We start from the raw sequence: 15,436 nt of genomic DNA, 5'->3' as shown, positions 1-15,436 counted from the left end.
TATAAATACATCTATGATTCAAAAAAATCCCGGGATTTTATTCCCGGGATATTTCAGGTTAAAGCACCATGGCGGCAATCCAGCCAAAAATCATCAGCGGGATATTAAAGTGAATAAAGGTCGGCACTACACTGTCTTTCATATGGTCATGCTGACCATCCATATTCAGGCCTGAGGTTGGCCCCAAGGTCGAATCCGAAGCAGGTGAACCGGCATCGCCCAGTGCAGCCGCAGTCCCAATGATCGCAATAGTTGCTGCAGGACTAAAACCAAATTGAATACAGAGCGGTACATAAATAATCGCCAGAATCGGAATGGTAGAGAATGATGAACCAATGCCCAGAGTAATCAGCAAACCAATCAACAACATTAAAAAGGCTGCAAGTGCCTGGCTATTACCAATCCAGTCAACCGAGGCTTCAACCAGCGCAGGAACCTGTCCTGTTGCCTCAATCACGGCAGCAAAACCTTGCGCAGCAATCATAATAAAGCCAACCAGTGCCATCATCCGCATACCGGTAATAATAACATCGTCCGCTTCTTTCCACTTAAAGATCCCGGCACAGCTCAGAATCGCTACACCAACCAGACCGGCCAGAATCATCGAATCTGAATACAGCTGCACGCCAAGGGTTACCAGAATCGCAATGACTGCCATCCAGATGGTGAACGTCGCCACTTCAGGTTGACCTGATTTTTGTGCCACACCCATTTCAGCCGAAATGCTTTGCTGCTCTTCAATATGCACGTCTTTATATTCACGTGGCTTACGGTATGAGAAAAACACCGCGATCAGCAAACCGACAAACATCCCGAATACCGGAATGGCCATCGCTGTTGGAATCTGGTCATAGCTGATCTCAAATCCATACGGCTTGCCAAAGGTATTAATATTATGGCCCAGAATATCATTCAGGAAGATGGCGCCAAATCCGACCGGCACCAGCATATAGGTGGCCACCAGACCAAAGGTCAATAAACAGGCCACCAGACGACGGTCCAGCTTCAGGTGGTTAAATACCATCAACAATGGCGGAATCAATACCGGAATAAAGGCAATATGTACCGGAATCACGTTCTGGGAGAATACCGCGGCAATGGCCACCACCAGGAAAATAAAGTATTTGACCCGGTTTTGCGCTTTCAGATCGGCCTCACCCTTTAAGGTGTGAATCATTTTATAGGCCAATAAATCAGGTAAACCTGAACGCGCCAGAGCCAGTGCAAAAGCACCTAAAATACCGTAGGCCAAAGCAATTTTAGCACCACCGCCCAGGCCATTATTAAACGCCTCTAAAGTACCTTGCAGGCCCAAACCAGCCAGCAAACCACCCGTAACGGCACCAATGACCAGTGCAAAAACAACAGGAACACGTGCCAACGACAGCCCGAACATGACTGCGATGGCGGCAAGAATTGCAAACATAAGAAAAGACGGATCGAGAAAAAACGCTATTTTATCAGAGATTGATCGCTATTTAGCTGCTGTTGTTGCGCTGTCCGATATTTGTCTTGACCTTGCCAGTAACAGTCAAATTAACTGCCTGATTTTGAAAATGCAAAATCCCGAAGATGTTGAGCAATCCGCTCCGGCTGGCTTAAAATTGCCCAGTGATTGGCCGCAATCTCCACTCGCTGGAAGTCTGCTGCCCAGTTCGGCACTTCATCAATCAGCTCCGGACTGACAAAGCGGTCTTCGGTCAGTACCACGGCCTGTACCGGACAAATCGCCACACGCTGACGTGGTTTGAGCAAACGTGGGATAAAATTGGCCCGATACAGGTTGACGCCATATTGACCATCTTGCTGGATATTCGGGTTTAAGGCCAGACCCGGGCTTTGCTCCAGCTGCTGTAGCATTTTGCCCCAGCGCTCTGCACTCATGTATTGCCACACCGTCGGTGCCAGTAAGGGCAATTGAAACACAGCGATATACCAGGACTTGCCCAGCTGTTTTAAGAATTTAGTCTTACCCTGCTGTAACTGGGCACGCATCCAGAATGCAGCATGGTCCAGACAAGGCCCGGAAATGCTGCTGTAAGAAAGAATCCGCTGGCGAAACCGGGCATCGGTCACCGACTCCCAGGACTGAATTGAACCCCAATCATGCGCAGCCAGATGAAATGGCCGGTTGGGCAGCACTGCATCCACCACAGTCAGTAAATCTTCAGACAGGCGTGCCAGCCGATAATCACGAATATGCTTCGGAATGGAAGACTGACCGGCCCCACGCACATCATAGGTCACAATATAAAAATCCTGAATCAGCTGGGCAATAACAGCTTCCCAGACTTCCTGATTGTCGGGATAACCATGAACCAGTACCAGCGCCGGATTGTCCGGCTTGCCCCAGCTTTTGACATACAGGCGCTGCTGGTCTGAGGTATGAATCCACTGCGTATGAGCGTGCATGATGACATCCTGTTCTGTTTATGGGTGATTTCTTGTATTGGCTGTTTATTGGCAAGCGCAGTCAATCAAATCAATGCCACCTGCCGGTTTCTGTTCTAGTATGCAGATCAGTGCAATAAAAATAATTGACCCTTATGAGCCTTTTAAAAAAACTACAGACAATTCCGACCCTGTCCAAATTCCTGATCAATCGCTATGCCCCCTATCGCGGCGCCGGTATTGCGGTCGAGAAAATGGATCTGGCCAATTACCACATTCGTGTCAAAATGCCACTGACGCGTAAAAACCAGAATATTGTTGGGGTGCATTTTGGCGGTAGCCTGTATGCCATGGTCGATCCGTTTTATATGCTGCTGTTGATGCATCATCTTGGCTCAAAATATATTGTCTGGGATAAGGCCGCGACCATCCGCTTTCTAGCGCCCGGTCGCAGTATGGTCTATGCCGATATCCGCCTCAATGCCATGGAGGTCGCTACCATTCGGGAACTGGCCGAGAATTACGCACCAGTGTATCGCAACTATCACCTGAATATTTTTGATGAAGCCGGCGTACGTATTGCCGAAGTGGAAAAGACGGTCTACATCCGCCGCAAAAAGCCGCATGCGGCCAGCTAAATAAAAAAGCGCTTATCTTTAAGCGCTTTTTTATGTGAGATCGTCTGCACCCGACTTAGCGGTTCTGCTCAATCGCGGCACCTGCACCGCCACCAATCGCACCACCAATCGCTGCACCAGTACTACCACCGAAGATGCTTTTACCTACCGCAGAACCAATTGCACCGCCGACGCCACTATAGGTCGCGTTACGGTTTGAACCATCCTGGGTTTTACTACCCACTGCTGCACCGGCACCACCACCAATGGCTGCACCCGCAGTACCGCCGACATTACCACCGACACCACCACCAATTGCACCACCTAAAGCAGCTGCACCAATACGCTGTTCATTTGGAGACATACTTTCACAGCCGGCCAGCATAAAGGTAGATAAGGTGGCGGCTGCCATAACACCGATAACTTTTTTCATGATCGCTCTTCCCCTGTTTTGGTCATAGCTTTAGCTTATTCGATATTGATGGGTCGAATCTGAGCAATATGTTACCAACTTGGTAACCAATAGAGGATTTATGTAAAAACACCCGCTTTGCAGCAGCAACCCGGCCCATCTAACGCCAAAGTACAGCGCGATACCCTTTTTCAGGCATAAAAAAAGACGCCCGAAGGCGTCTCTTGGTTGTCATTTCACCAGCTTAGAATTCCTGGTTAAATGCCTGACTTAATGCTTGGTCTACATCAGAGAAGTCATTTTGCAGTTCAAATTCTGCAGCTTCTGCTTCCTGACGACGACGCTCTAAGTGGTAAGCCAAACCTGTACCCGCTGGGATCAGACGACCAACAACGACGTTTTCTTTCAGACCACGTAGATCATCTTCTTTACCGGTTACAGCCGCTTCAGTTAACACACGTGTGGTTTCCTGGAACGATGCAGCAGAGATGAACGAATCCGTCGACAGCGATGCTTTGGTAATACCCATCAACTGGCGATCAAACTTCGCTGGGAACTTGTTCTGTGCAAGTACAGCCTGGTTTTCTTGAACCACGCGGATGTAATCCACCTGTTCGCCTTTGATGAAGCTGGTATCACCACCGTCAGTGATTTCAACTTTACGCAGCATTTGACGTACGATCACTTCAATATGCTTGTCGTTGATTTTTACACCTTGCAGACGGTATACGTCCTGAACTTCGTTCACGATGTAGTTGGTTAACGCCACTTCCCCTTTCAGACGCAAGATGTCATGCGGATTTTGTGGACCATCAGAAATGGTTTCACCACGGTTCACATGCTCGCCTTCGAACACGTTAATGGTACGCCATTTCGGAATCAGCTCTTCGTAGATCTCTGAACCATCATCCGGGGTAATCACCAGACGGTTCTTACCTTTGGTCTCTTTACCGAAGCTCACGATACCTGACACTTCTGCCAAAATCGCATGCTCTTTTGGTTTACGTGCTTCGAACAAGTCAGCAACACGTGGCAGACCACCGGTAATATCACGGGTACGTGAAGATTCTTGTGGTACACGACCAATAACGTCACCGACACCAATGGTTTCGCCATCGCGAACCGAAAGAATGGTGTTTTGTGGCAGGAAGTAGAACTGTTCACCACCATCCACGGTGTCTAATACAACAGCAGGACGCAAATCTTTACCTGATGCAGGACGTGAAGTCACTGGCAGGATTTCGATCGTTGACATACCTGTTGCATCATCAGTTTTCGACGTTACAGTCACGCCATCAGCGATCTGGCTGAAACGTACTTTACCTGCAACTTCAGTTACCAGTGGATGGGTATGCGGATCCCAAGTCGCCACGATACCACCTGCTTCTACCGCTTCGCCATCTTTCAGCAAGATTGACGCACCGTAAGGCAGTTTATAGCGCTCGCGCTCACGACCTAAGTCATCTGCAATACCAATTTCACCTGAACGAGAGGTCGATACCAGGTGACCTTTGGCATGTTGTACAGTTTTCACGTTGTGGAAACGTACGGTACCTTTGTTTCGTACTTGAACACTGTTGGCAGCCGAAGTTCGGCTTGCCGCACCACCCACGTGGAAGGTACGCATGGTTAACTGTGTACCTGGCTCACCAATTGATTGTGCCGCCATAACACCCACAGATTCACCTGGGTTCACCAAGTGACCGCGTGCAAGGTCACGACCATAACATTTCGCACACACACCGAAGGTCGATTCACATGATACTACTGAACGTACTTTCACTTCGTCGACACCTTGCTCTTCCAGGAAGTTGGCAAGTTTTTCGTCAATTAAGGTGTTACGTGGCAGGATCACTTCATCTGAACCGGCTTTCTTCACGTCTTCAGCAACCACACGACCCAGTACTCGCGTACCCAGGTTCTCGATCACGTCACCGCCCTGAATGAATGGTGTCATCACCAGACCAGCCATGGTGCCACAATCTGGCTCAGTGATCACCAAGTCTTGCGCAACGTCAACCAGACGACGCGTCAGGTAACCCGAGTTCGCAGTTTTCAGTGCAGTATCGGCCAAACCTTTACGCGCACCGTGCGTTGAAATGAAGTACTGAAGTACCGTCAAACCTTCACGGAAGTTCGCCTTAATTGGTGTTTCAATGATCGAGCCATCCGGCTTCGCCATCAGACCACGCATACCTGCAAGCTGACGAATCTGAGCTGCCGAACCACGGGCACCAGAATCCGACATCATGTAGATCGAGTTGAATGATTTCTGCTTCTCGTCTTCACCCTGTTTGTTTTTCACAGTGGTGAAAGACAAGTTGTCCATCATCGCTTTCGCTACCTGGTCATTGGTACGTGCCCAGATATCGACGACTTTGTTATAACGTTCACCGGCCGTTACGAAACCTTGTTCGAACTGTTGTTCGATTTCACGAACTTCAGCTTCTGCCTTGTCAATGATCGCCTGTTTGCTTGGTGGAATAACCATATCTTCCATACCAACCGATACACCTGAACGCGTCGCTTGACGGAAGCCCAAGTACATTAATTGGTCAGCAAAGATGACCGTGTCTTTCAGACCCAGTTTACGGTAGCAAGAGTTGATTAACTTAGAGATGTTTTTCTTGGTCATCTCAACGTTAATTTGCTCGAAGCTCAAACCTTCTGGCACAACTTCCCACAGCAGGCAGCGACCTGGTGTGGTGTCTACAACAATAGTTTGTTGCTCACGCTCACCGTTGTCATTGATGACAGTTTGGTATACACGCGCTTTTACGCGAGCGTGCAGATCAACCTGACCGGTTGCAAGGGCACGGTTAACTTCATGCGTATCTGCGAACACCATGCCTTCACCTTTGGCATTTACCGCATCACGGGTGATGTAGTAAAGACCCAAGACCACGTCCTGAGACGGTACGATGATTGGCTCACCGTTGGCTGGAGACAGAATGTTGTTGGTCGACATCATTAACGCACGCGCTTCTAATTGCGCTTCAAGTGTTAATGGTACGTGTACCGCCATCTGGTCACCGTCGAAGTCGGCGTTGAACGCAGCACAAACGAGCGGGTGCAGACGGATCGCTTTACCTTCAATCAGGATCGGTTCAAACGCTTGCAGACCCAAACGGTGAAGGGTTGGCGCACGGTTCAACATCACTGGATGCTGACGAATCACAGATGCAAGAACGTCCCAAACTTCTGGCGTCTCGCGCTCAACCATTTTCTTCGCAGCTTTAATGGTAGTGGCTTGACCAGACGCTTGCAGTTTCGCAAAGATGAACGGCTTGAACAGTTCCAGCGCCATTTTCTTCGGAAGACCACATTGGTGCAAACGTAAAGTAGGACCTACGGTAATCACCGAACGGCCTGAATAGTCAACACGTTTACCCAACAAGTTCTGACGGAAACGACCTTGCTTACCTTTGATCATATCGGCCAAAGATTTCAGCGGACGTTTGTTCGAACCGGTAATCGCACGACCACGACGACCGTTATCAAGCAATGCATCTACAGACTCTTGTAACATACGTTTTTCGTTACGTACGATGATGTCTGGCGCTGCAAGGTCAAGAAGACGCTTCAAACGGTTGTTACGGTTAATCACACGACGGTAAAGGTCGTTCAGGTCAGACGTTGCGAAACGGCCACCTTCAAGCGGAACCAGCGGACGAAGGTCTGGCGGAAGTACTGGCAGTACATTCATCACCATCCATTCTGGCTTGTTGTTCGACTCTTTGAACGCTTCCATCAATTTCAAACGCTTAGACGCTTTTTTCAGTTTCGTCTCAGAGGTTGTTTGTGGAATTTCTTCACGCAGGCGTGAGATTTCGTTTTCAAGATCGATGTCTTTTAACAGGTCCTGAACTGCTTCTGCACCCATTTTCGCTGTGAATTCATCACCGTGCTCTTCCAACGCATTGAAGTATTCTTCATCGTTCAGAAGCTGGTATTTCTCAAATGGAGTCATACCTGGGTCAGTCACTACATAAGATTCGAAATACAGAACACGTTCGATATCACGTAAGGTCATGTCTAATAACAGACCGATACGGCTCGGCAGTGATTTTAAGAACCAGATGTGTGCTACTGGAGAAGCAAGCTCAATGTGACCCATACGTTCACGACGAACTTTTGCAGTTGTTACTTCAACGCCACATTTTTCACAGATGACGCCTTTGTATTTCATACGCTTGTATTTACCACACAAGCATTCGTAATCTTTGACTGGACCAAAGATTTTGGCACAGAACAAACCGTCACGTTCTGGTTTGAAGGTACGGTAGTTAATGGTTTCAGGCTTTTTAACTTCACCATGAGACCACGACTTAATCATTTCTGGTGACGCAAGACCAATACGGATGCGGTCAAACTCTACAGGAGCATGACCGTCTGAGTCCGTCTTTTTGCGCATGATATCGAGCAAGTCTTTCAATTTTTTTCTCCGTGTGCCGGTAAGATTTTCACTTTCCGACTGGGTCACAAATATTGTTTTTTAACTGAATTTTAATCTCCCTCAGTCCCCCTTTGTTAAGGGGGAAGCCCCTCTTTTATAAAGAGGGGTTTGGGGAGATTTAATGGAGATTCTTAGTCACCATTTTTCAGTTCAATGTTGATACCTAAAGAACGGATCTCTTTGGTCAATACGTTGAACGATTCAGGCATGCCCGGATCCATATAATGGTTGCCATCTACAATATTCTTATAGATGCGGGTACGGCCTTCAACGTCATCCGACTTCACAGTGAGCATTTCTTGAAGCGTATAAGCTGCACCGTATGCTTCCAGTGCCCAGACTTCCATCTCACCGAAACGCTGACCACCGAATTGTGCCTTACCACCCAGCGGCTGCTGTGTTACTAATGAGTAAGAACCAGTTGAACGCGCATGCATCTTGTCATCAACCAAGTGGTTCAGTTTCAGCATGTACATGTAACCAACAGTGACAGGACGGTCGAAACGCTCACCCGTACGGCCATCATACAATACGGTTTGACCGGTACGTGACAGACCCGCAAGTTCAAGCAAGTCTTTGATCTGACCTTCTTCAGCACCGTCAAATACAGGTGTTGCCAATGGAACACCAGCACGCAGGTTGCCAGAAAGCGCCAAGATTTCATCATCCGTCAGGCTGTCAAGATCTTCTTGCTCGCCGCCCACCTTGTTGTAAATCTTGTCCAAGAATTCACGCAGTTCAAGAATGGTGCGCTGTTCTTTCAGCATCTTGTCGATCTGATCACCCAGACCTTTGGCTGCCATACCTAAGTGCGTTTCTAGAATCTGACCCACGTTCATACGCGATGGTACACCAAGCGGGTTCAGTACCACGTCTACCGGCACACCGTTGGCATCGTGTGGCATGTCTTCAACCGGCAGAATGTTGGATACAACACCCTTGTTACCGTGACGACCCGCCATCTTATCACCTGGCTGGATACGACGTTTCACCGCAAGGTAAACCTTAACCACTTTCAGTACGCCAGTGGTCAGTTCATCACCTGTAGACAGTTTGCGTTTCTTCTCGGCGAATTTCTCGTCAATTTCAAAGCTCTTCTCTTTCAGGAAGGTTTGAATTTGCGTTAAACGTTCCGCAATCGCTTCGTCACTTGGCTGGATTTCAAGCAGATCAACCAGTTCAAGACCAGGCAGCATATCTTCAGACAGTTTGTCGCCACGTTTGGTGCCGCCACCGCCATTTGATTCCTGACCTTTTAACAGACGGACAATACGTTCACGTGCTGCTTCTTCGAAGATTTTGTATTCTTCTTTCAAGTCTTTACGGTATGCATCAAGCTGCGCTTTCTCAATCGCCAGTGCACGTTCGTCTTTTTCCAGACCATCACGGGTAAAGACTTGAACGTCGATGACTGTACCTTTTGTGCCCGATGGAACACGTAAAGAGGAGTCTTTCACATCCGCTGCTTTTTCACCGAAGATGGCACGAAGCAGTTTTTCTTCAGGCGTCAACTGAGTTTCACCTTTTGGTGTTACTTTACCCACCAGGATGTCACCGGCAGTCACTTCTGCACCGATGTAAACGATACCTGATTCGTCCAGTTTAGACAGCGCAGCTTCACCGACGTTTGGAATATCAGCCGTGATTTCTTCAGCACCCAGTTTGGTATCACGTGCAACACATGACAGTTCCTGAATGTGAATCGACGTTAAACGGTCTTCTTGAAGCACACGCTCAGAAAGCAAGATCGAGTCTTCGTAGTTGTAACCATTCCAGGTCATGAACGCCACGCGCATGTTTTGACCCAGGGCCAGTTCACCGCCATCTGTCGATGGACCATCCGCCAGGATGTCACCACGTGCAACTTTATCGCCTAAACGTACGACAACGTTCTGGTTGATACAGGTGTTCTGGTTTGAACGCGTGTATTTGATTAGGTTGTAGATATCTACACCTGCTTCACCCGCGATCATTTCATCTTCATTGACGCGAATTACGATACGTGATGCATCAACAAACTCGATCACACCACCACGGCCTGCAACCACACACACACCTGAGTCACGTGCCACGTTGGCTTCCATACCGGTACCAACCAGCGGTTTGTCCGCGATTAGTGTAGGTACCGCCTGACGTTGCATGTTGGAACCCATCAATGCACGGTTGGCGTCATCGTGTTCAAGGAATGGAATCAGTGATGCTGCAACAGAAACCACCTGCTGAGCAGATACGTCCATATGGGTCACTTTTTCAGGTGACATACGTACGAATTCACCGTGGTGACGTACAGAGACGAATTCCTCAGTCAGGTTACCGTCCTGATCTACAACCGAGTCGGCCTGTGCAATCACGGTACCCACTTCTTCAATCGCAGACAGATATTCAACTTCGTCTGTTACACGACCATCAACCACTTTACGGTATGGCGTTTCCAAGAAACCGAAGCTGTTGGCTTTCGCGTAAACAGACAGCGAGTTGATCAAACCAATGTTTGGACCTTCAGGTGTTTCAATTGGACACACACGACCATAGTGAGTCTGGTGTACGTCACGCACTTCGAAGCCTGCGCGTTCACGGGTCAAACCACCAGGACCAAGCGCCGATACACGACGTTTGTGGGTGATTTCAGACAACGGGTTGTTCTGGTCCATAAACTGAGACAACTGGCTCGAACCAAAGAATTCTTTGATTGCAGCCGCCACTGGCTTCGCATTGATCAGATCTTGCGGAGACAGGTTGTCAGTTTCAGCTTGTGATAGACGCTCTTTTACAGCACGCTCAACACGTACCAGACCCACACGGAACTGGTTCTCGGTCATCTCGCCCACTGAACGAACACGACGGTTACCCAAGTGGTCGATATCGTCGACTTCACCTTTACCGTTACGGATTTCAACCAATGTTTTCAGTACATCCGTGATGTCTTCGTTCGACAGGATGCCTTCAACTTCGCGCGACTTCTGGTCAGTACCCACTTCATAAGGACGACCCAGACGACGGTTGAACTTCATACGGCCGACTGGTGACAGGTCATAACGCTCAGAAGAGAAGAACAGGTTGTTAAACAGGTTCTCAGCTGCTTCTTTAGTTGGTGGCTCGCCTGGACGCATGACTTTGTAGATTTCAACCAGTGCTTCTTCACGACCTGTAGTCGTATCGGCACGTAGCGTATCTGCAATGAATGAACCGCGGTCGATGTCGTTGGTGAACAGGGTATTGAACTGCTTCACGCCGCCTTCAGCCAGTTTCACCATCACTTCATGGCTTAACAGTGTGTTGGCCGGAATCACATCGCCATCTTTCAGCACGATGTCTTCGGCAGTAATGCGCTCATACAGGTATTCATCCGGCACTGACAGTTTGGTCAGACCAGAGGCTTCCATTTGACGAACATGACGTGCGTTGATACGCTTACCTTGTTCAACAATGACTTTACCATCGGCATCAGTGATATCGAATTGTGCCATTTCGCCACGCAGACGTTCTGGAATCAAGTCGATCTGATAGCTACCCATATCCAGGTAAACAGGAACTTTTTCGTAGAACAGGTCAAGAATCTGTTCGTTGTTATAGTTCAGGGCACGCAGAACCACAGTCGCCAGTAATTTACGACGACGGTCGATACGTACATAGACTAAATCTTTGGCATCAAATTCAAAGTCTAACCATGAACCACGGTAAGGAATAATACGCGCTGAATACAGCACTTTACCGCTTGAGTGAGTCTTACCTTTGTCATGGTCAAAGAATACGCCTGGTGAACGGTGTAATTGCGATACGATTACACGCTCGGTACCGTTGATCACAAAAGTACCGTTATCCGTCATCAATGGCATTTCGCCCATATAGACTTCTTGTTCACGTACGTCTTTGATTGATTTCGTTTCACGATCTTTCAAGATCAAACGAATTTTAACGCGCATTGGTGCCGCATAAGTTGAGCCGCGAAGAATACATTCGCGCACATCAAACTCTGGTTTACCAAGACTATACTCAACAAATTCTAAAGCAGCATTGCCAGAATAACTTTCTATAGGAAAAACTGAACGAAATGCGGCTTGGAGACCGATATCTTCGCGGTTTTTTGGAGATTTGCCATCTTGCAAGAAAGTACGGTACGAGTCGACTTGAATCGCCAACAGGTACGGTGCTTCCATGACTTGGGGCAATTTACCAAAATTCTTACGGATCCGTTTCTTTTCGGTATATGAGTATGCCATCTGGAGTCCTCGGAAAGTAAACCAAGCCCGCCTGCAGAACGGGCTCAGAAGGAATTACGCAGGCCGATATGGCCACCACTCTTTACAAATGCTGCAATTTTTAGTGGTATTAAAACGCTTAACAATATTTTTTAACATTGAAAAATATTGGTAAGCGTTTGATTGTTATCTTTATTTTTAATTTGTATGAAATTTATATCATGCAAACAAAAATCGAGCCGATTATTGTAACGCAAAAAGGCTGATGACCCAAGAGCCATCAGCCATTTTTTGGAGTCGATTTTAAAAAAATAGACTCCGCATAAGCTATTACTTAAGTGTAAATGTAGCACCAGCGTCTTAAAGTTTGGTCTTAATCTCTTCGCCTTCTTCTTTAGAAACGCCTTCTTTAAGTACTGCTGGAGCACCTTCAACCATGTCTTTCGCTTCTTTAAGACCAAGGCCAGTCGCTTCACGAACTGCTTTAATTACTGCAACTTTGTTTGCACCGAAAGAAGTCAACTCAACGTTGAATTCAGTTTGCTCTTCAGCAGCAGCAGCGCCAGCGCCTGGAGCAGCAGCAACTGCAACAGCAGCAGCAGATACGTTGAATTTCTCTTCGAAAGCAGAGATCAGTTCAACAAGTTCAAGAACAGTTTTTTCAGCAACTGCGTTTAAAATTTCTTCGTTAGTTAAAGCCATGAGAATAACTCCAAATGGAAATTGAATGGTGTGTAAATTGATTTAAGCTTAAGCTGCTTCTGACTCGTTTTTCTCTTTGAGTGCTGTAATAAGGCGACCCAATTTCGAAATAGGAGCTTGAAGAACGTTTGCAAGCATAGTAAGCGCTTTTTCTTGGTTCGGAAGATTTGCAATCACGCCAACTTCAGCACCTTCATAAACCTTGCCGTCAAATGCAGCAGCTTTAAGTTCAAATGCTTTGTTTGTTTTAGCGAAATCTTCGAACAAGCGTGCAGCTGCACCCATGTCGTCTTCAGAAGTCGAGAAAGCTAAGATTGTTGGACCAACAAGAGTTGCATTCAAGATATCGAATTGAGTACCTTCGAATGCACGCTTAGCCAAAGTATTACGCACGATACGAGTCGTAACACCAAGCTTACGCGCTTCAACACGTAAAGCAGTTAATTGCTCAACGGTTAAACCTTGATAGTCAGCAACAACAGCAGAGAACGCGCGAGAAGCAACTTCGTTTACTTCTGCTACGATCTGTTTTTTGTCTTCGATAAGAAGAGCCATTGTAAAACCTCCTAACGGTGATTTATGTACCCACAAGGGATACACTCCCAATTCGTGAATTCATCACTGAACTCACACGCGGAGGAGGAATAAATCACACCACCGCGTCTACGCAGGCTGGGATTTTAAGAGAAGAGCATAAAACTCCCCTCGCCTGAGGTCTTTGACGCTGATAAATTCTCATTTACCAATTCAAAGTCCGCCTGAATGTCCCCTCTCCTTTCAGGAGAGGGCTAGGGAGAGGTTTAACCCTCATCCCAACCTTCTCCCAGAGGGAGAAGGAGACCTTTCAGGACTTTAAAATTCTGTCTAAGTTAAACTTAGTTAGAAACGTTGTTTACATCAACAGTCAGACCAGGACCCATAGTTGAGCTTAGAGTGATCTTTTTGATGTATACACCTTTAGAAGTCGCAGGTTTTGCTTTCTTCAGGTCAGCTACAAGAGCTTCAACGTTTTGACGAACAGCTTCAGCAGTGAAACCTACTTGACCGATCGCAGCGTGGATGATACCCGCTTTGTCTACACGGTAACGTGCTTGACCAGCTTTTGCATTTTTAACTGCAGTTGCTACGTCAGGAGTAACCGTACCCACTTTAGGGTTTGGCATTAAGCCACGTGGACCAAGGATTGTACCTAATTTACCTACAACGCGCATTGCATCTGGAGCAGCAATTACTACGTCAAAGTCAAGGTTACCCGCTTGGATGCTTTCAGCCAGGTCATCAAAACCAACTACGTCCGCGCCTTCAGCTTTAGCAGCTTCAGCAGCAGCGCCTTGAGCAAACACAGCTACACGTACAGTTTTACCTGTACCTGCAGGAAGTGTAGTCGCGCCACGAACAACCTGGTCAGATTTACGAGGGTCAACACCTAGGTTTACAGATACATCCAAAGATTCTTTGAATTTAGCTGCAGGAAGGCTGTTAAGAACTTGTACTGCTTCTTCCAAAGTATAAACTTTGTTTGCTTCTACAGCAGCAGCAATGGCTTTTTGACGTTTAGTTAACTTTGCCATGTCTTATAGCTCCACTTCCAAGCCCATAGAACGTGCAGAACCAGCGATGGTACGTACACGCGCGTCTAAGTCAGCACCAGTTAAGTCTGGTTCTTTCGTAGTCGCGATCTCTTCTAACTGAGCACGAGTCAACTTACCAACTTTAGTTTTGTTTGGTACAGCTGAACCCTTCTGGATACCAGCAGCTTTCTTAAGCAGAATAGCAGCAGGTGGAGTTTTCATGATGAATGTGAACGACTTGTCGTTGTACACAGTGATCACTACTGGAATTGGAAGACCAGCTTCAACTTTTTGTGTCGCAGCATTGAATTCTTTACAGAATGCCATGATGTTAACACCACGTTGACCCAGTGCAGGACCAATTGGTGGAGATGGATTTGCTTTACCAGCTGGAACTTGCAGCTTGATATAGCCGTCAATCTTCTTAGCCATTTTCAATTACCTCTGGGTACAAACGCCGCTAGGCTCCCCAATGATTTCTAAGTAACGATACCGTTACAACAACAATGCCCGATCCATAACAAATCGGGCGTTTTCAACCAGCAGTGAATTAAACTGATTTTTCGACTTGGCGAAATTCCAGCTCAACCTGTGTTGGTCGATTGAATACATTAATCGTCAACGTTAAACGTGACTTGTCGTAAAGGACTTCTTCCACCACGCCTTTAAAGTCGGTGAATGGACCGTCAATTACCAGTAATTCTTCGCCTGGTTCAAACATCGTCTTCGGACGAGGTGCTTCACCAGTATTGCGTACACGTGCAAGAATTGCATCAGCTTCACGCTGCGTAATTGGCGCAGGTTTTTCCGGTGTACCACCAATAAAACCTAATACTTTTGGACATTCTTTTACAATGTGCCAAGTATCATCATTCATTTCCATTTCGACTAGCACATAGCCCGGAAAGAATTTACGCTCAGATTTACGTTTCTTACCATCCTTCATTTCTACCACTTCTTCGGTAGGAACCAGGACTTCACCAAAGCTATCGGCAACAGCGCTACGCTGGATTCGATCATTAAGCGAACGCATCACTTGTTTTTCATAACCAGAATAGGCATGAATAATGTACCAACGTTTCATAGCT

General features: G+C 47.2%; 11 protein-coding genes. 1 reads left to right on the top strand and 10 read right to left on the bottom strand.

Annotated features, from left to right (window positions below; all coding sequences use genetic code 11):
* Window positions 1–58 precede the first annotated feature (58 nt).
* Window positions 59–1,426, bottom strand: a complete 1,368-nt coding sequence (locus ACPEPR_RS05040) for a Na+/H+ antiporter family protein (protein ID WP_016659676.1) — start codon at window positions 1,424–1,426, stop codon at window positions 59–61.
* A 110-nt stretch (window positions 1,427–1,536) separates the two neighbouring features.
* Entirely contained in the window at window positions 1,537–2,412 is an 876-nt protein-coding gene (locus ACPEPR_RS05035; protein ID WP_168399026.1) for an alpha/beta fold hydrolase, read from the bottom strand.
* Between the two features lie 134 nt (window positions 2,413–2,546).
* On the opposite strand from ACPEPR_RS05035, the gene ACPEPR_RS05030 reads away from it, so the two are divergent.
* Window positions 2,547–3,029, top strand: coding sequence for a DUF4442 domain-containing protein (locus tag ACPEPR_RS05030; protein ID WP_168370321.1), 483 nt, complete (start codon window positions 2,547–2,549; stop codon window positions 3,027–3,029).
* 55 nt (window positions 3,030–3,084) lie between these two features.
* Here the strand turns inward: ACPEPR_RS05030 and ACPEPR_RS05025 are convergent, their stop codons facing one another.
* The 8 genes from ACPEPR_RS05025 to nusG all read right to left on the bottom strand — a co-directional run bounded on the left by ACPEPR_RS05025 (window position 3,085) and on the right by nusG (window position 15,432).
* Window positions 3,085–3,441 (bottom strand): hypothetical protein, encoded by a 357-nt coding sequence (locus ACPEPR_RS05025; RefSeq protein WP_005181692.1) that lies wholly within the window; start codon window positions 3,439–3,441, stop codon window positions 3,085–3,087.
* A gap of 223 nt (window positions 3,442–3,664) precedes the next feature.
* On the bottom strand, window positions 3,665–7,855 hold the full coding sequence (rpoC, locus tag ACPEPR_RS05020; protein ID WP_075167624.1) for a DNA-directed RNA polymerase subunit beta': 4,191 nt from the start codon (window positions 7,853–7,855) through the stop codon (window positions 3,665–3,667).
* A 152-nt stretch (window positions 7,856–8,007) separates the two neighbouring features.
* Window positions 8,008–12,096: a DNA-directed RNA polymerase subunit beta gene (gene rpoB / locus ACPEPR_RS05015; protein WP_423562034.1), complete on the bottom strand. Its 4,089-nt coding sequence runs from the start codon at window positions 12,094–12,096 to the stop codon at window positions 8,008–8,010.
* A 339-nt stretch (window positions 12,097–12,435) separates the two neighbouring features.
* On the bottom strand, window positions 12,436–12,777 hold the full coding sequence (gene rplL / locus ACPEPR_RS05010; RefSeq protein ID WP_423562033.1) for a 50S ribosomal protein L7/L12: 342 nt from the start codon (window positions 12,775–12,777) through the stop codon (window positions 12,436–12,438).
* Window positions 12,778–12,825: 48 nt separating this feature from the next.
* A complete protein-coding gene (rplJ, locus tag ACPEPR_RS05005) occupies window positions 12,826–13,332 on the bottom strand; it encodes a 50S ribosomal protein L10 (protein ID WP_160243602.1) in 507 nt (168 codons plus the stop codon).
* 320 nt (window positions 13,333–13,652) lie between these two features.
* The gene (rplA, locus tag ACPEPR_RS05000; protein WP_005181684.1) at window positions 13,653–14,348 is read right to left on the bottom strand and encodes a 50S ribosomal protein L1; all 696 of its coding nucleotides are present in this window, start codon (window positions 14,346–14,348) and stop codon (window positions 13,653–13,655) included.
* Window positions 14,349–14,351: 3 nt separating this feature from the next.
* Window positions 14,352–14,780 (bottom strand): 50S ribosomal protein L11, encoded by a 429-nt coding sequence (gene rplK / locus ACPEPR_RS04995; RefSeq protein ID WP_004868049.1) that lies wholly within the window; start codon window positions 14,778–14,780, stop codon window positions 14,352–14,354.
* 118 nt (window positions 14,781–14,898) lie between these two features.
* The gene (gene nusG, locus ACPEPR_RS04990) at window positions 14,899–15,432 is read right to left on the bottom strand and encodes a transcription termination/antitermination protein NusG (protein WP_005181681.1); all 534 of its coding nucleotides are present in this window, start codon (window positions 15,430–15,432) and stop codon (window positions 14,899–14,901) included.
* Window positions 15,433–15,436: the final 4 nt, after the last annotated feature.

Origin of the sequence: Acinetobacter sp. AND/436 (genome assembly GCF_049546925.1) — a bacterium.
Lineage (GTDB): Bacteria > Pseudomonadota > Gammaproteobacteria > Pseudomonadales > Moraxellaceae > Acinetobacter > Acinetobacter indicus.
This window is presented reverse-complemented; position numbering and strand designations above follow the sequence as displayed.